Source organism: Halioglobus maricola, from assembly GCF_009388985.1.
Lineage (GTDB): Bacteria > Pseudomonadota > Gammaproteobacteria > Pseudomonadales > Halieaceae > Halioglobus > Halioglobus maricola.
In genome coordinates this window covers 2,241,206-2,262,359 of sequence record NZ_CP036422.1, presented here as the reverse complement: position 1 = coordinate 2,262,359, position 21,154 = coordinate 2,241,206, and the positions used below count along the sequence as shown (strand labels likewise).

Here is a 21,154-nt window from a genome sequence, read left to right as displayed (position 1 = left end):
GGTACTTCGCAAAGGCGCCTACGGGCGCCTTTTTTGTGCGCGCTATGGCGTGTTCAGATAGACAGAGTACGGAGGTTGGGGTCTGCCTCACTGAATCGCCACAACTCCAGAAAGAGTTCCCTGTGGCGTTCAGTCGAGGCTCGCGAATCCGGCTCGTAGAAACCGTCCTTGTTGGCCTCTCCAGGTTTGAACAGCACCCCGTCCCGGTCTCGAATTACGACAGTCTGTCCGTGCCAGTCAGGATGGTCGGTCACCTTGCGAATTTCGACTGAGCTGGGCATGCGGCGCGCCAGACTGAGCAGTGGGTGGCCGCGGCCCACAATGCCGCGCGTGTCACTGACCAGAATACGAATTTCGGTTTGTTGGCTGCGGCGGGCAAGAGCACTTATGGCTGTGGCGAGAGCGTCACTACCAAATGCGTCAGGGTCCAACTGCGGGCTGAGAATGTACAGGTACCGCGATGCACTTTCGCATAGCTTTACGGCCAATTCAGCAAATGGCGAGGGGTAGGCAACGCCGCTGATAAACTCATCATCACTCGACATAAATGCTACCGCTTTCTAACAGGTAGTGGAGAAGATCGCGGGTCACTGGTTGGCCGAGGGCCCGCGCCAGCGTCTCACTATCGAGCTGCCAATGACTGCAGAGTTGAGACAGGACATCCAAAATAGTTTGAGGGAAGGTCTGATTACCACCGTTGGCGTAGACGGCGATTCCGGTTTCGACCTGCTGCCACGCCAGCTTGCTCTCGGGAGCAAGGCGGGCAGTCACACCAGGGGTATCCAGTAGCGCTAGCTGTTCGGTCAGCTCATCTTCTTCAGGTGTGACGTCGTAACGGGGCTCCGTCACCAGTTCCCCGAACCAGCCGTCATCGACAGGTTGGTCCAGCGCAGCCAGTAACTGGGCGCGAACGCGCTCAAGATCACGTGGGCGAATCTCTCCTGCGCGGCTTGCCGGTTCCAGCCTGGCGTCGTGATAGAACTCCTCGCGGTTTGAGTCGGCGAGCAGTGCATCGGCAAAACGAGAGACGAGATCGTCGACCCGGGGGGCCCGAAATCCAATGGAAAAGGTGGTGCACTCACCTTCGGCCACACCCCAGTGGGCCACGCCAGGCGGTAGGTAGAGAATATCCCCCGTTTCCAGCAGGAATTCATCCTGCAGCTGGAAGTCACTGAGAATGCGCAAATCCTCATGGGGAAGCAGCGGCGTTGAAGAATCGCAATGCTGGCCTACCTGCCAGCGCCGGCGCCCCTCGCCCTGAACGAGAAATACATCGTAGTTGTCGTAATGTGGCCCCACGCTGCCGCCGTCGACGGCGTAACTCACCATCACATCGTCTACTCGCCAGCTCGGGATAAAGTCAACCAGGCGACGCAAGTGCGCCACAGCGGGAACATGATGATCTACCGCCTGAACCAATAAGGTCCATGGGTTCGAGCGCTGATAGTCAGCTTCGGAGAACGGCCCGTGAAGCAGTTCCCAGTTGTCGCCCCTGGTGTCGATAATTCGAGACTCGACGTCGCTCTCGAAGGCGAGACCGGCGAGTTCATGGCGCGAGATGGGCGGCTCAAAAGCGGGTATTGCGCCGCGCATGAGTAGCGGGCGCTGCTGCCAGTAGCGGGCGAGAAATTCTTCCCGGTCGAGCTTGAGTTCTGCCCCCGCCGTCAGTGTCATTTATTCGATGGCCTGAGCCTGGCTGATGGCATTGCCGATATAGTTGGCAGGGGTCAGTGCCAGCAGTTCCTGCTTCGCCGTGTCGGGAATGTCCAGCTTGCTGACAAAGTCCTGGATAACAGCCTTGCTCATATCCTGACCGCGAGTGAGCTCCTTGAGCTTCTCGTAGGGCTGTTCAATCCCATAGCGTCGCATAACGGTCTGAATCGGCTCGGCGAGTACTTCCCAGCTGTTGTCCAGATCATCGGCGAGGCGCTGCGCATTGAGCTGTAGCTTGCCGATGCCCTTCATGGATGCCTGATAGGCAATGAGAGAGTACCCAGCACCTACACCCATATTGCGCAGCACGGTCGAATCAGTCAGGTCGCGCTGCCAGCGGCTCACAGGCAGCTTGGCGGAAAGGTGTGCCAGGACGGCGTTTGCAAGGCCCAGGTTGCCCTCGGAGTTTTCGAAATCGATTGGATTTACCTTGTGCGGCATGGTCGAGGAACCGACTTCACCGGCGATCGTTTTCTGCTTGAAGTACCCGAGCGAAATATAACCCCAGATATCCCGGTCGAAATCGATCAGGATAGTATTGAAGCGGGCTATGGCGTCGAACAGTTCAGCCATATAGTCATGGGGTTCTATCTGGGTAGTGTAAGGGTTCCAACTCAGGCCCAGAGAGGTAACAAAAGACTCGGCAGTGGCCTGCCAGTCTACTTCCGGATAGGCGGAGAAATGGGCGTTGTAATTACCCACGGCGCCATTGATTTTGCCCAGATACTGGACCTGGCTGATCAGGGTTAGCTGCCGGCGGAGGCGCGCGACGACGTTAGCGATTTCCTTGCCCATGGTCGAGGGGCTGGCAGTCTGGCCGTGAGTGCGCGACAGCATCGGAACAGCGGCAGCCTCGTTAGCCAGTGCAACCAGCGCGCTGGCGATTTTTTCCATCTCCGGCACAAGTACAGCATCGACTCCGTCGCGCAGCATCAGAGCGTGAGACAGGTTGTTGATATCTTCCGAGGTGCAGGCAAAGTGGACGAATTCGGATACGGCTTCGAGCTCCTCGTTGCCGGCGAAGCGCTCTTTGATAAAGTATTCGACCGCTTTTACATCGTGATTGGTGGTCGCTTCGATATCCTTGATACGGCGGGCATCGACCTCAGCGAATTCGTCGACGATGGTGTTTAGCACAGCATTCGCGGCACCTGACAGTGCTGGCACCTCGGGAATACCCGGGTGGGTTGCCAGGCATTGTAGCCAGCGAATTTCTACGAGTACGCGACGCTTGATCAGGCCATACTCACTGAAAACATCCCGCAGGGCGGCGGTTTTGCTGCCATAACGGCCGTCGACGGGGGAAACTGCGGTGAGGGCTGATAAATCCATGAAAAGCTCCGTAAATAGCGGGGTGGCGAATTTTACACCAGGCTTAAGTCGCGCGACAGCTGTTGCGCGGTCTCAAGTAGTTTGCGGCGCTGGAACAGCAGTCGCCAGCGATGACCGCCCAGTTGCCGCCAAAGATAGGCCGAGCGGATACCGGCGAGTAACAGGGCGCGGATAATGTCTGCATTGGCCTCGTCCTGCAGGTGCTGGGCACTGCCAGAGACCTTGATGCGAAACTTGAGCTTGCTGAGCGTATCCTGATAGATACCGGAGACGCTGTGGCACACCTGGCCCACATGCCCTGCGAAGTGCTCGGCTTTGAACTGGGTGTGCTCCAACCGCGAGTGCACCACAGACATCATCTCAGGGCTGGCGGCAAACTGCCGTTCAAGGTAGAGCATGCCGAAAACATAGCGCACTACGTCACGGTTTTCTGCACCGTCGCGATTGGCGAGCAGCGCGGAAAGGTTGTTGAGGCCAAGCTTGACCCCGGCTGCGCCGCCGTATACCTGGGCGACATCCGAGGCATCAAACTCGAACAAGCTGTGAATCGATGATTCAAGAAATTCTATGGGATAGGACCCGGTTTTGGAGACCTGATCGACTATGCGGGCGGCCTGAGCGATCCCTGCCAGGGCGAGGGTCTGCCTTTGCAGCTGATTCAAATCTTGCCTCACGATGCTGTTTGCTCGATAACGCCGCCACCGAGGCAGGTGTCTCCCTGATAGAGTACGACCGACTGACCCGGTGTGACTGCGCGCTGCGGTGCCTCAAAATGGATGCGGTAGCCATCGCCCTCGCGGGAGACAGTACAGGCCTGATCAGGCTGGCGGTAACGGACTTTGGCGCTGCAGCTCAGTGGCAGCTCAGGTGGGTTCCCTGCGATCCAGTGGATGTCACTGGCAGTCAGCGAAGACTTGAACAGCGCCGGGTGCTCATTGCCCTGGGCAACCAGCAAGCGGTTTTGTTCCAGATCTTTGTCGACCACGTACCAGGGCGCTTCAGAGTGGTTTGAGAGGCCGCCAATGCCCAGCCCCTGACGCTGGCCAATCGTGTGATACATCAGGCCCTGGTGGCGCCCAAGGTGCTCGTTTTCCAGGCTGTAGATGTCGCCGGGTTGGGCCGGGAGATACTGCTGTAGAAAGTCCTTGAAGCGTCGCTCACCGATAAAGCAGATACCGGTGGAATCCTTTTTCCGGGCTGTGGCCAGGTCGTGCTTCTCAGCCAGCGCCCGCACTTCCGGTTTCTCGATTTCACCTACCGGGAACAAGGTTTTACTGAGCTCGCGATGCCCTACGGCGTGCAGAAAATAGCTCTGGTCCTTGTTGCCATCCAGCCCTTTCAGCAGTGCCGCTTTGCCGTCGATTTCACCCAGCCGGGTGTAGTGTCCTGTGGCGATGTAGTCTGCGCCCAGCATCACTGCGTAGTCGAGGAAGGCCTTGAACTTGATTTCACGGTTGCACAGAATGTCCGGATTGGGCGTGCGGCCGGCGCGATACTCTTCGAGAAAATGCTCAAACACATTGTCCCAGTATTCGGCTGCGAAGTTGGCGCCGTGCAGCTTGATGTCCAGCTTGTCCGCCACGGCCTGGGCATCGGCGAAATCTTCCTTCGCGGTGCAATATTCGGTGCCGTCGTCCTCGTCCCAGTTTTTCATGAACAGGCCTTCCACCGCGTAGCCCTGCTCCTTCAGGAGAAGGGCAGAAACGGAGGAGTCGACACCGCCGGACATTCCGACGATAACTTTAGTGCCAGCCTTGGGGCTCATCGATGTATACGAAATCCAATGGGTAGTGGTGACCCATCCGATACTGCTCTATGGTGGGCAGTACCAATGGGCTGCGCATCTTAGCAGAATTGGCGAGTAATTCCTCGTAGGTTAGCCAGTGCACACGGTGTATGTCGGGGTCGATCACTGCGTTTTCAAGTGCCTTCAAAGGCCTAGCCGCAAAGCTGGTCCGGTAGTAGGTAATGCCGTTCGGCGCGGTAGCGAATGAGATGCCTATGACGCCGGTCAGCTCAACCTCCCAGCCGGTTTCTTCCAGAGTTTCACGCAGTGCAGCATCGAGCAGGCGTTCTCCGGGGTCGACGTGACCTGCGGGCTGGTTGAAGACAAGTCCGCCGGCCAATTCGTCGTGTTCTTCCACCATCAGATAGCGGCCGTCCCGCTCAATCACGGTAGCGACCGTGACATGGGGTGGCCAACACTCATCCTGACTCATCGTTTTCTCCTTTGGTGGGGGCCGCGTCGCGGCGGCTGTTTCCGGCGCGGCGTCTTCGGTCCTGGCACGTTCACCTCTAACGTACGGTGCTCTCCGGGGGCGAGATCATTCAGGGCCCAGTCCCCGATCTGGCTGCGCACCAGACGCAGGGTGGGGAAGCCAATTGACGCCGTCATTCGTCGAACCTGGCGATTGCGGCCCTCGCGAATGGAAAGTTCCAGCCAGCTATCCGGGATTGTCTTGCGTTCTCGCACAGGCGGATGGCGAGGCCACAGGTCGGGCGCTGCTATGCGCCGCGCACGGGCGGGCAGGGTGGGGCCATCCTTGAGAGTCACGCCAGAGCGAAGATCGCTCAATGCTTCATCGCTGATTTCGCCTTCAACCTGCACCAGATAGGTCTTCCACTGCTTGTGGCGTGGATTGGCAATGTGTTGCTGCAGGGTTCCGTTGTCGGTGAGCAGGAGCAATCCTTCGGAATCGTAATCCAGCCGACCTGCCGCTCGAAAATTCGGCGCCGATAAGTAGTTCGCAAGCGTAACTCGTCCATCCGAGTCGCTGAACTGGCTTAGCACCTGAAACGGTTTGTTGAGTAAAATAATCTTTGCCATGAATGAGGGATGGTCGGTTAAAACATTTCTACCTGCAAGCGCCGCGTCCTGAAGATGACCAGATTGCTCCCCCTTGAAAACCCGAGTATTGTATCCATATCCAGTAGTTAACAGCGCAAGAAAAGTAGTGAGAAGCAGTGAGCAGTAGCGTGGATTACATCCGAAACAACAGCGGCATACGGTTGAGCGAAGAAGAGCACGATGCCGATGGCGGCCTTGCGCTCGAGGAGAGCAAGCCAGAGGTCAAGCGTCCGCCGCTTTTTAAAGTTGTTTTGCTTAACGACGACTACACCCCGATGGAATTCGTGGTGGAGGTTCTCGAGACATACTTCCGGATGAACCGGGAGCAGGCTACCCACGTAATGCTTACAGTACATACCCAGGGTAAGGGTGTGTGCGGTATTTTCACGCGCGATATTGCCGAGACCAAAGCGGCGCTGGTAAATCAGTACGCCAGGGAGAATGAACATCCCCTGCTGTGCGAAATTGAAGCGTCCGAAGGCTAGAACTGAGGGAGACCCCCCGGGGAGAGGTATATGCTGAGTAATGACCTGGAACAGTCACTGAATGATGCGTTCCGCAACGCGAGATCGAAGCGGCACGAATTCATGACCGTGGAGCACTTGTTGCTGGCCCTGCTGGACAACAATGGTGCGATCCGGGTACTCAAAGCCTGCGGAGCGGATATCGGTGGCCTGCGTGGCGACCTGGTGGAGTTTGTCGACGCGACAACGCCGCTGATCCCCGAGGACGAGGAGGACCGTGACACGCAGCCGACGCTGGGCTTTCAGCGAGTCTTGCAACGGGCTGTGTTCCACGTTCAGTCTTCCGGCAAGAGCGAAGTGACCGGCGCCAACGTGCTGGTGGCGATTTTCAGTGAGTCTGAGAGCCAGGCAGTGTTTTTCCTCAAGACCCAGAATGTTGCGCGTCTCGATGTGGTCAACTACATCACCCACGGCATTTCCAAGGTGGGGGGAGAGGGCGAATCATCCGACCCCGAGCATACTGCGACGGGCGAAGAATCTGCCGCGGACGACTCCGAGGGTAATCCCCTCGACAATTTCGCAACCAACCTCAACAAAGAGGCAGCCGAGGGCCATATCGATCCGCTGATCGGTCGTGCACCCGAAGTCGAACGTGTCGCCCAGATTTTGGCTCGCAGACGCAAGAACAACCCGCTGCTGGTGGGTGAGTCCGGTGTCGGAAAAACCGCCATTGTCGAAGGCCTGGCGAAGAAAATCGTGGACGGCGACGTGCCTGAGACGCTGCAGGACGCGGTGGTTTATTCACTGGACCTCGGATCTCTGCTTGCTGGAACCAAATACCGGGGCGATTTCGAAAAGCGCTTCAAAGGTCTGCTGGCAGAGCTCAAGAAACGCGATCACGCCATTCTCTTTATCGATGAGGTGCACACAATCATCGGTGCCGGAGCAGCTTCAGGCGGCGTGATGGATGCCTCGAATTTGCTCAAGCCTTTGCTGAGCTCTGGCAAGCTGCGCTGCGTAGGATCGACGACGTTCCAGGAATACCGTGGCATTTTCGACAAGGACAAGGCCTTGAGCCGGCGTTTCCAGAAAATCGATGTGATGGAACCCTCCGTGGAGGATGCCTACAAGATTCTCAAAGGGTTGAAGTCCCGTTTTGAGGAGCATCATGGCCTGCGCTATACAGATAAGGCGCTGAAAGTTGCGACCGAACTTTCCGACCGATATATCACCGACCGATTCCTGCCCGACAAGGCTATCGACGTGATCGATGAAGCAGGGGCTTACCAGCAGCTGCTCTCAGCGTCCAAACGCAAGAAAGTGATCGGGGTCGGGGATATCGAGACTGTGATCGCCAAGATTGCCCGCATTCCCCCGAAAACCGTGTCGTCAGACGACAAAGCTGTGCTGCAGAAGCTCGAGAAAAATCTACAAATGGTCGTATTTGGGCAGGACAATGCGATCAGCAGCCTTGCCACTTCGATCAAGCTGGCCAGGGCCGGGCTCAAGTCGGCGGACAAGCCGATTGGTTCATTCCTCCTGGCCGGACCCACCGGCGTGGGTAAAACCGAGGTGACACGCCAGCTGGCGATGCAGCTGGGCCTTGAATTAGTCCGTTTTGATATGTCCGAGTATATGGAGCGGCACACGGTCTCGCGGCTGATTGGCGCGCCTCCGGGCTATGTTGGCTTCGATCAGGGCGGTTTGCTGACCGATGCCGTGACCAAAAACCCCCATGCTGTGGTGTTGCTGGACGAGATCGAAAAGGCTCACCCGGAGGTCTTCAACCTGTTGCTACAGGTAATGGATCACGGCTCGCTGACAGACAATAACGGCCGCAAAGCCGATTTCCGCAATGTAATCCTGGTCATGACCACGAATGCCGGTGCTGAGAATATCAGCCGTCGGACGATTGGTTTTACCCAGCAGGACCACAGTACGGACGGCATGGAAGCGATCAATCGCATGTTTACGCCGGAATTCCGCAATCGTCTGGATTCCATCGTGCAATTCGAGCCCCTTGATGAGGCTGTTATTCTCACAGTCGTGGACAAGTTCCTTACCGAACTGCAGGGTCAGCTGGACGAGAAGCGGGTCACTATCGATGTGGATGAGGATGCTCGCCTGTGGCTTGTCGAGAAGGGCTACGACCGCAATATGGGCGCCCGGCCGATGACCAGGATTATCCAGGAGCACATCAAGAAGCCGCTTGCGGAGCTGGTGCTGTTTGGAGATCTTGCGCAGTCAGGCGGCACGGCACTTGTCCGGCTCAATAAAGCGGACGACAAGCTGGAAGTGCGGGTAGAAGAGGAAGAGGTCGAGCTCGCGTAGCGAGCGCGTTTGGGTTCGCAGGCGCGGCCCAGGCCGCGCCAGCTGATCGCTGTTAGCGCTCGCGGTAGGTGATGCGGCCCTTGGTCAGGTCGTAGGGCGTCAATTCCACGCGGACTTTGTCACCGGTCAGAATGCGGATGTAGTTTTTGCGCATTTTACCGGAGATGTGTGCAGTCACCACGTGGCCATTTTCCAGCTCAACCCGGAATGTGGTGTTGGGAAGGGTGTCGATAACCTCGCCTTCCATTTCAATCTGGTCTTCTTTTGCCATGCGGCAGCAATCCTCGGAGGAAAATAAGGGGCGCATTTTGCCCTAAACGCTGGCGTTGCGCCACCGCTAAAAGCGTGAATATAGCTGGCTTGCGGGTGGCGGCAGAATGGCGTCGATCTGGCCTAGGTCAGCAGGCTCCAGCGACCGTTCAGGTACAGCTCCAGAGGGCGATATTCCGACTTGTAGCTCATTTTGCGGCAGTTCTTGATCCAGTATCCGAGATAGAGATAGTCCAGACCCATCTCCGCCGCCTTCTCAATCTGCCAGAGGATGGCGTAACGGCCGAGGCTCCGGTCATCGAGGTCGGGGTCGAAGAACGTGTAAATGGCAGAGAGGCCGTCCAGCAGCTCATCCACCACTGAAATCGCAGTGAGTTTGCCGCCCTGGTAAAATCGGTAGTAGCGAGTGCACTCCCAGGCATTGTCGAGAAAGGACTGATACTGCTCGCGATCTGGCGGGTACATGTCGCCGTCGGCATGACGCTGTTCGATATAGCGGCGGTAGAGCTCGAACGCCGACTGGTCGCGGATATCACCTGTCACTTCTATTTCGAGGTCAGCGTTGCGTTTGAGGGCCCGCTTCTGATTGCGATTGGGCTGGAATTTATTGACTGGAATACGCGCCGGGATGCACGCCTCGCAATTGGAGCAGTGGGGGCGATATAGATGATTGCCGCTGCGCCTGAAACCCAGCACGGAAAGATTACTGTAGAGCGTCTGGTCTACCTCCTGCCGGGGATCGACGAACAGAGTGGTGGCCTCCTGGTCTTCCAGGTAGCTGCAGCTGTGGGGGTAGGTCGTATAGACCTTGAGGTCCCGCAGGGAAGAGGTCACAAAAGTTCTCCACAAGTGGCTGGTAGACGCCAGATTTCAGGATCATGGGCGACATCTATAGTTTCGCCAAGCCGTTGCTCGAAGTCCAGCCTTGAGATGTTCTCTGCCCCGAGACTGTTCAGGTGATCACTTTCGACCTGACAGTCAATAATCCCAAAGCCCCCACGGCGCAGAATGCTGACCAGAGCGACGAGTCCGACCTTGGATGCGTCCGTTTCTTCGCTGAACATGGATTCACCGAAATACGCCCGGCCGATAGCGATGCCATACAGGCCGCCGACCAGCTCTCCTGCGGGGTTGTAGACCTCGATCGAGTGCGCGTGACCAATGTGGTGCAGATCACAGTATGCCGCCAGCATATCGTCGCCAATCCAGGTGCCCAGGCCGTCTCCTCGCAGCTGGGCGCAGTTGCGCATAACGGCCTCGAAGTTTTGGTCGACGGCGAGCCGGAAGCGGTCTTTTCGCAGGGTCTTGCGCAGTGAGCGCGAAATGTGAAGTCGATCGGGAAACAGCACTGACCTTGGATCGGGCGTCCACCACAGCACAGGCTGTGGCTCTTCATACCATGGGAAAATTCCCTGGCGATACGCAGCCATGAGGCGGGCAGGGGATAAATCGCCACCGACAGCCAGCAGGCCATTCGGGTAGTCAAGCGCCTGCTCGCTCGGGGGAAAACTGTCGTCGTTAATAAGTTGGGTGATGGCCTGCATATTGCTCATGATACAAAAAAGGGCCGCGGTTGCGGCCCTTTCTTGCAAGACGCTCGTAACGAGCGCTGGATTTAAAGGTTGTCCAGGTATTTCTCTGCGTCGAGGGCGGCCATGCAGCCAAAGCCAGCGGAGGTGACTGCCTGGCGGTAGATGTGGTCGCCCACATCCCCAGCCGCGAATACGCCCGGTGAACTGGTGCTGGTAGCGTTGCCCTCGAGGCCGCTCTGGATGACGATGTAGCCGTCTTTCATGTCGAGCTGGCCTGCAAAAATGTCGGTATTGGGCTTGTGGCCGATGGCGATAAACACGCCCGCCAGGTCGATATCGCGAGTGCTGTCGTCCTTGACCGATTTAACGCGCATGCCGGTAACACCAGAGTCGTCGCCGAGAACCTCGTCCAGCACATGGTCCCACAGAATGGTGACTTTGCCTTCTTTTTCGCGGGCGAAGAGGCGATCCTGCAGTACCTTTTCAGAGCGCAGTGAATCGCGGCGATGTACCACTGTCACGTGCTCGGCTATGTTCGCCAGATAGAGGGCTTCTTCAACGGCGGTATTGCCGCCACCGATGACCGCGACCTGCTTGCCTCGGTAGAAGAAGCCATCGCAGGTGGCGCAGGCAGACACGCCTTTGCCCATGAAGGCTTCTTCACTGGGCAGACCAAGGTACTGGGCAGACGCGCCAGTGGCAATTATCAGCGAATCACAGGTGTAATTGGCGGTGCCTTTGAGCGCGATCGGGCGCGCCTCAAGGTCAACTTCGTCGATGTGGTCGAAAACGACCTCGGTATCGAAGCGCTCGACATGCTCCTGCATGTTTTGCATGAGTTCCGGGCCCTGCAGTTCAGCGTGGCCACCTGGCCAGTTTTCTACCTCGGTGGTGGTAGTGAGCTGGCCGCCCTGTTGCATGCCGGTGATAACCACCGGGTTGAGGTTGGCGCGGGCCGCATAAACTGCGGCGGTGTAGCCGGCGGGGCCGCTGCCAAGGATGATCAGGGGGATGTGTCTGGCTTCGCTCATTGCTGCTTACCTGTTGTAGGGTGTGTTGGTTCCGAAATGGGGACGGACTATGTTAATTTAAAGGTGTCGATCGAGCAAAGGCTCGGTGAATTCTAATTAAAACCTATAACTCTTTGAAATAAATAAATAATTGGGTGACAATTAGTTCTTGCTATAAGGCTTATAGCGACGCCGCGTCAGCGGTGCAGAGGACTAGGGCCAAGACCGGACCAGGGACAACATATACGTGGCAGAATCCACCAACAGCGAGACCTTCATGGGCCCCAGATTGCGCGAAGGGGCTTTTATCGGTGTCAGCGCCGTTTGTCTGTACCTGGTGCTCGCACTAGCGAGCTATAGCCCTGCCGATCCCGGCTGGTCCGCCAGCGGCAGCGGCGGCAGCATTTCCAATCTGGGTGGGCCTACCGGAGCGTGGCTCGCCGATGTGTTTTTCTCCCTGGTGGGCTATGCAGCCTACCTTTTTCCCATTCTGCTGGCGTATCGCGCCCTGATCCTGTTGCTGGAACGCAATAACCCACACGGTTTTGACTGGGTGACATTTGGTATTCGGACGCTCGGGCTGGTGCTGGTGATGATCGCAGGCACCGCGCTTGCAGCGATGAATGATACCGGCAATTCACCCTTGCCACAGGGCGCGGGCGGCATCCTCGGTCAGGCCATTGGCGGGTCATTTACTGTTGCTTTCAGTGCCGTAGGCAGTCGCCTGATTCTGCTGGCGGTGCTGTTGTTTGGCATGACCATCTTTACCGACCTTAGCTGGCTCAAGCTGATGGACAGGCTCGGCTCGTGGGCGATTACGGCTTTCGCCAGAAGCAAAACCTGGGTGGCAAAAACCTACGATGGAATTCGTGACAAACGCGAGCGCGACAAGGCTGTCGAGGCCCGCAAGGTTGTTATCGAAGAGCATGTCGAGAAAGAGAAAAAGCGCAAGCCTCCCAAAATTAAGTCGCTCAAGCCCAAAGCCGAAAAATCCGAGCGGGTCGAGAAAGAGAAACAGCAACCGCTGTTCGATGTTCCGGCAACGGGCGAGCTACCCCATCTGGAATTGTTGGACGCTGAAATCAAAGACCCGACTAAGGGCTACTCCAAAGATGCGCTCGAAGCGCTCTCCAAACTGCTTGAGCTCAAGCTCGCAGATTTCGGTGTGACAGCGCAGGTCACGGCGGTTTATCCAGGCCCTGTGATTACTCGTTTCGAGATTCAGCCTGCAGCAGGGGTAAAAGTTTCCCGAATATCCAACCTGGCGAAAGATCTCGCTCGCTCGCTCGCAGTCATCTCAGTGAGGGTGGTGGAAGTTATTCCCGGAAAATCCGTGGTTGGCGTAGAGATTCCCAACGAGGACAGGGAGATCGTGAATTTCCGCGAGGTGCTTTCCTCGAGGGCCTTCGAACAGTCCAAGTCACCGCTAACCCTGGCCTTAGGTCACGATATTTCGGGCCAGCCAGTGTGTGCCGATCTTGCCAAAATGCCACACCTGCTGGTGGCGGGTACTACCGGCTCAGGTAAGTCTGTCGGCGTGAACGCCATGCTGCTCAGCCTATTGTACAAATCGGGCCCGGAGGACGTGCGCCTGATCCTCGTCGATCCGAAGATGTTGGAGCTGTCGGTATACGACGGCATCCCGCATTTGCTCACACCCGTGATCACCGATATGAAAGACGCAGCCAACGGCCTCCGCTGGTGTGTTGCCGAGATGGAGCGTCGCTACAAGCTGATGGCGGCTCTGGGGGTTCGCAACCTCGGGGGATATAACCGCAAAGTAGACGACGCCAAAAAAGCTGGCACTGAGATCCCTGATCCCTTGTGGACGCCTGATCCTATATTTGCCGAAACAGACGAGGAACAGACCCCGCCAAACCTTGAGCGCTTACCCGCCATTGTGGTGGTGATCGATGAGTTCGCCGACATGATGATGATCGTCGGCAAAAAGGTGGAAGAGTTGATCGCCCGGATTGCACAGAAGGCGAGGGCGGCCGGAATTCACCTGATTCTCGCCACACAGCGACCGTCGGTGGATGTTATTACCGGCTTGATCAAGGCTAACGTGCCTACCCGCATTGCGTTCCAGGTTTCATCCAAGGTCGATTCACGCACTATTCTTGATCAGGGCGGCGCTGAGCAGCTGCTTGGTCACGGTGACATGTTGTACCTCCCACCCGGTTCCGGCGTTCCGAATCGCGTACACGGCGCATTCTGTTCTGATGAGGAGGTTCATCGTGTTGTAGCGGATTGGACCAAGCGCGGCGAGCCGCTCTACATCGAAGGCTTATTGGACGAGGGTGGCCAGACGCCGGTGACGGCGGGGGAACTTAAGGCAAGTTCGGCTGACGAAGATGATGAGAGTGACGCGTTGTATGACGAGGCTGTGCACTACGTCACCAAGAGTCGCCGCGCGTCAATTTCCAGTGTGCAGCGGAAATTGCGCATAGGCTATAACCGGGCGGCGCGTCTGATCGAGGCTATGGAAGCGGCCGGCGTCGTGACCGAAATGGGCACCAATGGGCAGCGCGAGGTTCTGGCGCCACCCCCTGTAGAAGACTAATACACCATGCGAACAAGAATTCTGGCGGTAGCCGTACTGGGCTTGTGCTTTATCGCGGGCATTGTCCGTTCCGAAGAAGATGCGGCCGAAGCGCTCATCTCTCAGCTGCAGGATGTAGCGCAAATGAGCGGTAGCTTCTCGCAGCAGCAGTTCGCCCCTGACGCTGATCAGCCCGTGAGTGTTACCGAGGGCCGCTTCGGCCTGTTGCGGCCCGGTTACTTTTACTGGGACATACAGTCACCTGATAGCCAGTTGATCGTCGCCGACCCCGTCTATGTGTGGCACTACGATCGGGATCTGGAAACCGTGACCCGCCGCCCCGCGGACAGCGGGACTACCGCTTCACCGCTACAGGTGCTCGGCGGTGATGTGGGCGCGCTGCGCGAAAATTATCGCGTCGACTCCTCCGCGAGCGATGTATATACCCTGACCCCACGCAGTGAAGAGCCAGGCTTCCAGAGCCTCACACTAAAATTGGCGGCAGGTCAGCTGGAGGGCATGGAAGTCATTGATAACCTGGGCCAGCGCCTTGCCATCAGTTTCAGCGATGTGACTCGCGATGCGGGTCTGTCGGTCGATGATTTCCAGTTCACACCACCTGAAGGTGTGGATGTTTTCTTCCATGGCCAGTGATCTTTTCGGAGATACAGCTGAGCCCGGATACCAGCCACTCGCGGCCCGTTTAAGGCCAGTAGATCTCGCCAGTTACGCTGGTCAAAGCCATATTCTAGGCCATGGTAAACCGCTGCGGCGGGCCATTGAGCAGCGTCAATTGCACTCCTGTATTTTCTGGGGCCCTCCTGGTGTCGGCAAAACCACGCTTGCGCGTATAGCAGCACAACGCGCCGATGCCCACTTCCTGCAGATATCTGCCGTGCTTTCCGGGGTCAAGGAAATCCGTGAAGCCATCGCCCAGGCGAGGCAGCACAAAGCGGCCGGCAGGGGCACTGTGTTGTTCGTGGACGAGGTTCACCGATTCAACAAGTCACAGCAGGACGCGTTTCTGCCCTACGTCGAGGATGGCACTGTGATCTTTATCGGCGCCACCACTGAGAATCCTTCGTTCGAGCTCAATAACGCCTTATTGTCTCGAGCGCGCGTGTATAAGCTGCGTTCGCTCAACGCCGATGACCTGGCCGGTGTTTTACAGCGCGGAATGGTGTTGTTGGGCGATGAAATCAGTGCGAGTGACGACTGTTTGCAATTGATTGCAAACCAGGCGGACGGCGATGCCAGACGTGCGCTAAATCTGTTGGAGCTGGCAGCCGACCTTGCGGACAGCGGCGCTATTACGGAAGACACGCTGGCCGAGGTGCTGCAGGCTTCCCTGCGTCGTTTCGACAAGGGGGGCGATCTCTTTTACGACCAGATCAGCGCACTGCACAAATCGGTGCGAGGAAGTTCGCCGGACGCAGCCCTGTATTGGTTCTGCCGCATGCTCGACGGCGGCTGCGACCCTTTGTACATCGCACGCCGCGTAGTGCGCATGGCGAGCGAGGATATCGGCAATGCGGACCCCCGGGCACTTACGATCAGTCTCGATGCATGGCAGGTGCAAGAGCGACTCGGCAGTCCAGAAGGGGAATTGGCCATAGCCCAGGCCATTATTTATCTTGCCTGCGCGGCCAAGAGTAATGGGGTTTATTCCGCCTACAACGCTGCGAGCCGGGAAATTGCTGAAGGCGACAGTGAGGAGGTTCCACTGCACCTGCGCAACGCGCCGACCACATTGATGGAAGAAATGGATCATGGCGCAGACTACCGCTATGCCCACGACGAGGAGGGCGGTTATGCCGCTGGAGAAAATTATTTTCCCGAATCCCTCAAGGACCGGCAGTACTATCACCCGGTTGATCGCGGCCTCGAAAAGAAAATCCGCGAAAAGTTGGACTACCTGCGCGAGCGAGACAAAACCAGTACAATACGCCGCTACGATTAAGCCACTCCGCCTGATCTCATGAAATATCTGCTGTTTATCGCCCTGGGCGGCGCCACCGGTGCCGTCTCGCGTTACCTGCTCGCAGACTGGGTTCACCAGCTGTGGGAGGGCCGCTGGCCTATGGGCACCTTGCTGGTGAACATGGCTGGTTCCTTTGCGATTGGTGTCATCTTCGTATTGATTGAGCGACAGGTGATTCACCAGGACTGGCGTGGGGTATTGATGGTCGGATTCCTGGGAGCATTTACCACGTTTTCGACATTCTCCCTTGAGAGCATCGCCATGTTCGAAAGCGGGCATACGGCTCATGCACTCGGGTATATGGCCGCCAGCGCCATACTGTGTGTCGTGATGGCGGGATTATCGATTCAATTGACCCGGGCGCTGTTCTGAAACCGGCCCTCAAGAAAAGCTAGATAGATACGTTAGACGAGTTAGGAAAACATTATGTTGGACATCAAGGTCGTTCGGCAGGACCCGGAAGCGGTCGCCGAAGCGCTGAAGAAACGCGGATTCACATTTGACGTAGCACAGTTTGTGGCGCTGGATGCGCGCCGCAAACAGGCCGATGTGGAATCCCAGAGCCTGCTGGCAGAGCGCAAAGCTGCCTCGAAGCAGATTGGCGCCTTGATAGGCAAGGGTATGAGTGTCGATGATGCCAAGGCCCAGGTGAATGAAACCCTGGAGAAGATCGCCGCTCAAATCGACGATCTCACTGGCCAGGCCAAGCAGGTGCAGCTGGAGTTGGAGGATCTGTTGCTCGGAGTGCCCAACATTCCCGCAGAGGAAGTTCCAGAGGGCGCCACTGAAGACGACAATGTGGAAGTGGCGACCTGGGGCGAGCCCACCAGGTTGGCATTTCCTGCCAAGGATCATGTCGCACTGGGTGAGGCCCTTGGTGAGATGGACTTCGAGACTGCAGGCAAGATTACCGGTTCTCGCTTCAACGTGATGTACGGCAACGTTGCCCGCATGCATCGCGCCCTGATTCAGTTCATGCTCAATCTGCATACGGCTGAGCACGGCTACAGCGAGATCTACGTGCCCTATATCGTCAACAGGGATTCCCTGCGCGGCACCGGGCAGTTACCTAAGTTCGAGGAAGATCTGTTTAAACTTGAAGGCGATCAGGGCTACTATCTTATTCCGACCGCCGAGGTGCCAGTGACCAATGTCGCTCGCGATCGCATCTTCGAAGATGCCGAGCTGGGCGATGACGGCGTGAAGTTTACCTGCCATACACCTTGCTTCCGCAGTGAAGCGGGCAGCTACGGCCGTGACACGCGTGGCATTATTCGCCAGCACCAGTTTGAGAAAGTCGAACTGGTTCAGCTTGTGCGCCCACACCAATCCGATGAGGCGCTGGAGCAACTCACCGGCCATGCCGAAAAAGTGCTGCAGCTGCTGAACCTGCCTTACCGCAAAGTGATTCTCTGCGGCGGCGATATTGGTTTCGGCGCCCGCAAGACCTACGATCTGGAAGTGTGGTTGCCGGCCCAGGACACCTACCGCGAGATTTCTTCCTGTTCCAGCTTCGGTGATTACCAGGCGCGCCGCATGCAGGCCCGCTGGCGCAATCCGGAAACCGGCAAACCCGAATTACTGCACACGCTTAACGGTTCTGGTCTTGCTGTGGGGCGGACCCTGGTGGCCATCATGGAAAATTATCAGCGGGAAGATGGCAGCATTGAAGTGCCTGAGGCGCTGCGGCCATACATGGGTGGCACTGAAGTTCTCACCGACTGATGCAATATTTACCGGTCTGCCTTCGTCTGAAAGACGCCCCCGTCATATTGGTTGGCGGAGGTACTGTCGGAACTCGTAAAGCGCGCCTGTTGCTGCGTGCAGGCGCCAATCTTACCGTGGTGGCGCCAGAGATCAGCAGCGAGTTGGAAAGCCTGCTGGCTGAGCACGGCGGTACCTGGCAGCGCTCTGAGTACCGCGAGACCGATCTGCATGGTCGTATGCTGGTTGTCGCGGCGACGCCAGAGCAGTCTGTGAATGAGCAGATTCATGCTGACGCGACCGCACTGAATCTGCCGGTCAACGTGGTAGATTCTCCTGCGTTATGCAGCTTCATCTTTCCTTCCATCGTGGATCGCGACCCCTTATTGATCGCTATTAGCAGCAGCGGCAGGAGCCCAGTGCTGGCGCGTAAACTGCGCCGCAAGTTGGAATCCGAAGTGCCCGGCGCCTATGGTGCGCTAGCCGAGTTTGCCGGCCGTTATCGTGATCGGGTCAAAGAGGCAATACCCGAGGAGACGCCGCGGCGCCTGTTCTGGGAGCAGATCATGGAAGGCACTGTGGCCGAGCAGGTATTGGGAGGCCGCGAAAGCCGGGCCGAACAGATGCTGGAAGAGCAGCTGGCCAATACCCAGGCGCATTATGTAGGAGAGGTTTATCTCATCGGCGCCGGTCCTGGTGATCCTGACCTTATGACCTTCAAGGCGGCGCGCCTGTTGCAGACGGCCGACGTTGTACTCTACGACCGCCTCGTTTCTGAGCCTATTCTGGAGATGTCTCGCCGCGACGCAGAGCGTATCTATGTGGGCAAGCGCCGTGATGATCACGCGGTACCCCAGGAACAGATCAATCAATTGCTGGTAGATCTAGCCAAAGAGGGTAAGCGAGTCGTACGGCTTAAGGGCGGTGACCCCTTCGTCTTCGGTCGTGGCGGTGAAGAAATCGAGCTTCTGGCACAGCATGGCGTCCCTTTTCAGGTCGTCCCCGGCATCACCGCTGGCAACGGCGCCGCCTGCTATGCAGGTATACCACTGACGCATCGCGATCACGCCCAGTCGGTCAGGTTTGCCACGGGCCATCTCAGGGACGGCACCATCAATCTCGACTGGGGAAAATTTCTTTCCGAAACGGAAACCGTCGTCTTTTACATGGGCCTGGTGGGGCTTCCTGTCATCTGTGAGAAGCTCATCGAGCACGGCCGTCCCGCCAATACACCGATTGCTCTTATTGAGCGGGCGACCACAAAAGAACAGCGTGTGCTAGCCGGAACGCTAGACACTATCGTCGATATTGTCGAACGGGAGAAACCCCGAGCACCTACGCTGATTATTCTTGGTAGTGTGGTAACGCTGCATGATTCTCTGAGCTGGTTCGGCGACTCTTAGCGTCGTGGCCTATAGCCTGCCGGCCATTAAAAAAGGCGAGCCAAGGCCCGCCTTTCTGGAACCACCAATCAAACGCTACATGTTTGGGTAATTCGGACCACCAAAGCCCTCAGGTGTTACCCAGGTAATGTTCTGCGACGGGTCTTTGATGTCGCAGGTCTTACAGTGGACACAGTTCTGGCCGTTGATCTGGAAGCGCTTGCCTTCCTCGTCCTCGACGATTTCGTAAACGCCGGCCGGGCAATAGCGCTGCGCCGGCTCATCCCACTTGGGCATGTTCACATCCATCGGGATGCTCGCGTCCTTTAGTTGAAGATGGCAGGGCTGATCTTCCTCGTGATTGGTGTTGGAGAGAAACACCGACGAGAGGCGGTCGAAGCTGAGTTTGTTGTCCGGCTTCGGATAGTCGATCTGCTTGGCTTCTGATACCGGCTTCATGGCCGCGTAGTCAGGCTTGTCGTCGTTGAGGGTGAAGGGCAGTTTGCCGCCGAAGATATTCTGGTCGATCCAGACCATGGCGGAGCCGATCAGGAAACCGAACTTGTGCATGAATCCAGAGAAGTTGCGCGTGGTGTACAGCTCCTCGTACGCCCAGGATGCCTCAAATGCTGTGGCGTAGCTGTCCAGGTCAGTTTTACGCTCTTCACCTTTGCCGATGGCTTCAACGACAGCTTCCGCTGCGACCATGCCGCTTTTCATCGCGGTGTGGTTGCCCTTGATTTTAACGCTGTTCAGGGTGCCGGCATCACAGCCGATGATCAGGCCGCCGGGGAAGTGCATCTTCGGAAGTGAGTTGTAGCCACCCTTGGTGATGGCGCGGGCACCATAGGTGAGGCGGGTGCCGCCTTCGATCACCTTGCTCACGGTGGGATGGTGCTTCCAGCGCTGGAACTCTTCAAAAGGGCTCAGATGTGGGTTGGAGTAGTTAAGGTCGGTGATCAACCCCAGATATACCTGGTTGTTTTCCGCGTGGTACAGGAAACCACCGCCGGTAGCGCTGTTCTCGGACAGGGGCCAGCCCAGGCCGTGCTCGACAGTGCCTTCGTCGTGCTTGGCGGGATCGATCTCCCAAATTTCCTTGATACCGAGACCGTAGTGCTGGGGGTCTTTGCCAGCATCCAGGCCAAATTTCTCGATCAGCTGCTTGCCCAGGTGGCCGCGGCAACCCTCGGCGAACATCGTGTATTTGGCGTGTAGCTCCATGCCGGGCATGTAGGAATCTTTCTGGCTGCCGTCTTCGGCAATGCCCATGTCACCGGTGGCAATGCCTTTCACACTGCCATCTTCGTTAAACAGCACCTCGGATGCGGCGAAGCCCGGATACACCTCAACGCCCAGGCCCTCTGCCTGTTCAGCCAGCCAGCGGCAGACGTTGCCCATGGAGACAATGTAATTGCCCTCATTGTGGGTTGGCTTGGGGATGAAGAAGTTAGGCAGGGTAATCGCACCGGTGGCGCTGGTGTAGAAATAGAACTTGTCGCCTTTGACCTTGGTGTTCAGGGGCGCGCCCAATTCTTCCCAGTTGGGGAAAAGTTCGTTCAGGGCGCGTGGTTCCAGTACAGCACCGGACAGGGTGTGGGCGCCGACTTCAGAGCCTTTCTCAACCACACAGACGGTAATTTCCTGCTCTTTCTCCTGAGCCAGTTGCATGATGCGGCATGCGGCGGACAGCCCGGCAGGGCCTGCGCCAACGATGACAACATCGAATTCCATCGATTCTCTTTCCACGGTGTGTTCCTCTTAGTAGGTCGGCGCCTGTCAGGTGCTGCTCCCCGACGGGTGCTTCTGTGTATAGCAGCGAGCTTCTTGTATGTTCGAGCTCGTCTCCCCAAAGGTGCGCAAGTATATAATTTCTGGGCATAAATGACTATAAACGCCGCTGATGGTGGGAATCATTGATCTGTCTCATTTAGTCTATATCGCTGTCGTATATCGCCCTTGACCCCGGGGGGCAATATGGGCAACATACCCCGCCGAAACACTACGTACCGGGCGCTTTTTGACCGCCCTGGCACCGCTAACCC

General features: G+C 57.3%; 20 protein-coding genes. 8 read left to right on the top strand and 12 right to left on the bottom strand.

The window, feature by feature from the left end; all coding sequences use genetic code 11:
- Positions 1–53: 53 nt before the first annotated feature.
- The 7 genes from EY643_RS10200 to EY643_RS10170 are packed head-to-tail and all read right to left on the bottom strand — an operon-like array spanning position 54 to position 5,872.
- Positions 54–545, bottom strand: a complete 492-nt coding sequence (locus tag EY643_RS10200; RefSeq protein ID WP_152662109.1) for a DUF7931 domain-containing protein — start codon at positions 543–545, stop codon at positions 54–56.
- Positions 535–1,674: a cupin domain-containing protein gene (locus EY643_RS10195; RefSeq protein ID WP_152662108.1), complete on the bottom strand. Its 1,140-nt coding sequence runs from the start codon at positions 1,672–1,674 to the stop codon at positions 535–537. Before EY643_RS10195 ends, EY643_RS10200 begins: the two co-directional genes overlap by 11 nt.
- On the bottom strand, positions 1,675–3,045 hold the full coding sequence (purB, locus tag EY643_RS10190; protein ID WP_152662107.1) for an adenylosuccinate lyase: 1,371 nt from the start codon (positions 3,043–3,045) through the stop codon (positions 1,675–1,677).
- A gap of 32 nt (positions 3,046–3,077) precedes the next feature.
- A complete protein-coding gene (gene hflD, locus EY643_RS10185) occupies positions 3,078–3,707 on the bottom strand; it encodes a high frequency lysogenization protein HflD (RefSeq protein ID WP_152662106.1) in 630 nt (209 codons plus the stop codon).
- An 8-nt stretch (positions 3,708–3,715) separates the two neighbouring features.
- Positions 3,716–4,810: a tRNA 2-thiouridine(34) synthase MnmA gene (gene mnmA, locus EY643_RS10180; RefSeq protein ID WP_152662105.1), complete on the bottom strand. Its 1,095-nt coding sequence runs from the start codon at positions 4,808–4,810 to the stop codon at positions 3,716–3,718.
- A complete protein-coding gene (locus EY643_RS10175) occupies positions 4,788–5,264 on the bottom strand; it encodes an NUDIX hydrolase (protein WP_152662104.1) in 477 nt (158 codons plus the stop codon). Before EY643_RS10175 ends, mnmA begins: the two co-directional genes overlap by 23 nt.
- Positions 5,261–5,872, bottom strand: coding sequence for a pseudouridine synthase (locus tag EY643_RS10170; RefSeq protein WP_152662103.1), 612 nt, complete (start codon positions 5,870–5,872; stop codon positions 5,261–5,263). Before EY643_RS10170 ends, EY643_RS10175 begins: the two co-directional genes overlap by 4 nt.
- Positions 5,873–6,021: 149 nt before the next feature.
- On the opposite strand from EY643_RS10170, the gene clpS reads away from it, so the two are divergent.
- Positions 6,022–6,378: an ATP-dependent Clp protease adapter ClpS gene (gene clpS / locus EY643_RS10165; protein WP_240732667.1), complete on the top strand. Its 357-nt coding sequence runs from the start codon at positions 6,022–6,024 to the stop codon at positions 6,376–6,378.
- A 30-nt stretch (positions 6,379–6,408) separates the two neighbouring features.
- Positions 6,409–8,688, top strand: a complete 2,280-nt coding sequence (clpA, locus tag EY643_RS10160; protein ID WP_152662102.1) for an ATP-dependent Clp protease ATP-binding subunit ClpA — start codon at positions 6,409–6,411, stop codon at positions 8,686–8,688.
- A 52-nt stretch (positions 8,689–8,740) separates the two neighbouring features.
- On the opposite strand, the gene infA is transcribed toward clpA, so the two are convergent.
- From infA to trxB, 4 genes are all read right to left on the bottom strand, one after another.
- Positions 8,741–8,959, bottom strand: coding sequence for a translation initiation factor IF-1 (gene infA / locus EY643_RS10155; RefSeq protein ID WP_007227938.1), 219 nt, complete (start codon positions 8,957–8,959; stop codon positions 8,741–8,743).
- A 122-nt stretch (positions 8,960–9,081) separates the two neighbouring features.
- On the bottom strand, positions 9,082–9,792 hold the full coding sequence (locus tag EY643_RS10150; protein WP_152662101.1) for an arginyltransferase: 711 nt from the start codon (positions 9,790–9,792) through the stop codon (positions 9,082–9,084).
- Positions 9,789–10,511: a leucyl/phenylalanyl-tRNA--protein transferase gene (aat, locus tag EY643_RS10145; protein ID WP_240732666.1), complete on the bottom strand. Its 723-nt coding sequence runs from the start codon at positions 10,509–10,511 to the stop codon at positions 9,789–9,791. The genes EY643_RS10150 and aat overlap by 4 nt, the downstream gene beginning before the upstream one ends.
- A 62-nt stretch (positions 10,512–10,573) precedes the next feature.
- Positions 10,574–11,521 (bottom strand): thioredoxin-disulfide reductase, encoded by a 948-nt coding sequence (gene trxB, locus EY643_RS10140; RefSeq protein ID WP_152662100.1) that lies wholly within the window; start codon positions 11,519–11,521, stop codon positions 10,574–10,576.
- A 256-nt stretch (positions 11,522–11,777) separates the two neighbouring features.
- On the opposite strand from trxB, the gene EY643_RS10135 reads away from it, so the two are divergent.
- From EY643_RS10135 to cysG, 6 genes are read left to right on the top strand one after another with little or no spacing between them, the layout of a single operon-like run.
- Positions 11,778–14,063 (top strand): DNA translocase FtsK, encoded by a 2,286-nt coding sequence (locus tag EY643_RS10135; protein WP_153240988.1) that lies wholly within the window; start codon positions 11,778–11,780, stop codon positions 14,061–14,063.
- Between the two features lie 6 nt (positions 14,064–14,069).
- The gene (gene lolA, locus EY643_RS10130) at positions 14,070–14,696 is read left to right on the top strand and encodes an outer membrane lipoprotein periplasmic chaperone LolA (protein WP_152662099.1); all 627 of its coding nucleotides are present in this window, start codon (positions 14,070–14,072) and stop codon (positions 14,694–14,696) included.
- Entirely contained in the window at positions 14,686–16,002 is a 1,317-nt protein-coding gene (locus tag EY643_RS10125) for a replication-associated recombination protein A (RefSeq protein ID WP_152662098.1), read from the top strand. The genes lolA and EY643_RS10125 overlap by 11 nt, the downstream gene beginning before the upstream one ends.
- Positions 16,003–16,020: 18 nt before the next feature.
- Positions 16,021–16,395, top strand: a complete 375-nt coding sequence (gene crcB, locus EY643_RS10120) for a fluoride efflux transporter CrcB (protein WP_152662097.1) — start codon at positions 16,021–16,023, stop codon at positions 16,393–16,395.
- Positions 16,396–16,449: 54 nt separating this feature from the next.
- Entirely contained in the window at positions 16,450–17,748 is a 1,299-nt protein-coding gene (gene serS, locus EY643_RS10115; protein ID WP_152662096.1) for a serine--tRNA ligase, read from the top strand.
- A complete protein-coding gene (gene cysG / locus EY643_RS10110) occupies positions 17,748–19,130 on the top strand; it encodes a siroheme synthase CysG (protein ID WP_152662095.1) in 1,383 nt (460 codons plus the stop codon). The genes serS and cysG overlap by 1 nt, the downstream gene beginning before the upstream one ends.
- 75 nt (positions 19,131–19,205) lie before the next feature.
- On the opposite strand, the gene EY643_RS10105 is transcribed toward cysG, so the two are convergent.
- Positions 19,206–20,858 (bottom strand): electron transfer flavoprotein-ubiquinone oxidoreductase, encoded by a 1,653-nt coding sequence (locus tag EY643_RS10105; RefSeq protein WP_152662094.1) that lies wholly within the window; start codon positions 20,856–20,858, stop codon positions 19,206–19,208.
- Positions 20,859–21,154: the final 296 nt, after the last annotated feature.

Bases quoted from the DNA above. Each gene is read 5' to 3' on its own strand.
- EY643_RS10200 (WP_152662109.1), bottom strand. From the start codon at position 545: ATGTCGAGTGATGATGAGTTTATCAGCGGCGTTGCCTACCCCTCGCCA.
- EY643_RS10170 (WP_152662103.1), bottom strand. From the start codon at position 5,872: ATGGCAAAGATTATTTTACTCAACAAACCGTTTCAGGTGCTAAGCCAG.
- infA (WP_007227938.1), bottom strand. From the start codon at position 8,959: ATGGCAAAAGAAGACCAGATTGAAATGGAAGGCGAGGTTATCGACACC.
- crcB (WP_152662097.1), top strand. From the start codon at position 16,021: ATGAAATATCTGCTGTTTATCGCCCTGGGCGGCGCCACCGGTGCCGTC.
- EY643_RS10195 (WP_152662108.1), bottom strand. From the start codon at position 1,674: ATGACACTGACGGCGGGGGCAGAACTCAAGCTCGACCGGGAAGAATTT.
- aat (WP_240732666.1), bottom strand. From the start codon at position 10,511: ATGAGCAATATGCAGGCCATCACCCAACTTATTAACGACGACAGTTTT.
- EY643_RS10135 (WP_153240988.1), top strand. From the start codon at position 11,778: ATGGGCCCCAGATTGCGCGAAGGGGCTTTTATCGGTGTCAGCGCCGTT.
- serS (WP_152662096.1), top strand. From the start codon at position 16,450: ATGTTGGACATCAAGGTCGTTCGGCAGGACCCGGAAGCGGTCGCCGAA.
- clpA (WP_152662102.1), top strand. From the start codon at position 6,409: ATGCTGAGTAATGACCTGGAACAGTCACTGAATGATGCGTTCCGCAAC.
- lolA (WP_152662099.1), top strand. From the start codon at position 14,070: ATGCGAACAAGAATTCTGGCGGTAGCCGTACTGGGCTTGTGCTTTATC.
- purB (WP_152662107.1), bottom strand. From the start codon at position 3,045: ATGGATTTATCAGCCCTCACCGCAGTTTCCCCCGTCGACGGCCGTTAT.
- mnmA (WP_152662105.1), bottom strand. From the start codon at position 4,810: ATGAGCCCCAAGGCTGGCACTAAAGTTATCGTCGGAATGTCCGGCGGT.
- trxB (WP_152662100.1), bottom strand. From the start codon at position 11,521: ATGAGCGAAGCCAGACACATCCCCCTGATCATCCTTGGCAGCGGCCCC.
- EY643_RS10125 (WP_152662098.1), top strand. From the start codon at position 14,686: ATGGCCAGTGATCTTTTCGGAGATACAGCTGAGCCCGGATACCAGCCA.
- cysG (WP_152662095.1), top strand. From the start codon at position 17,748: ATGCAATATTTACCGGTCTGCCTTCGTCTGAAAGACGCCCCCGTCATA.
- EY643_RS10175 (WP_152662104.1), bottom strand. From the start codon at position 5,264: ATGAGTCAGGATGAGTGTTGGCCACCCCATGTCACGGTCGCTACCGTG.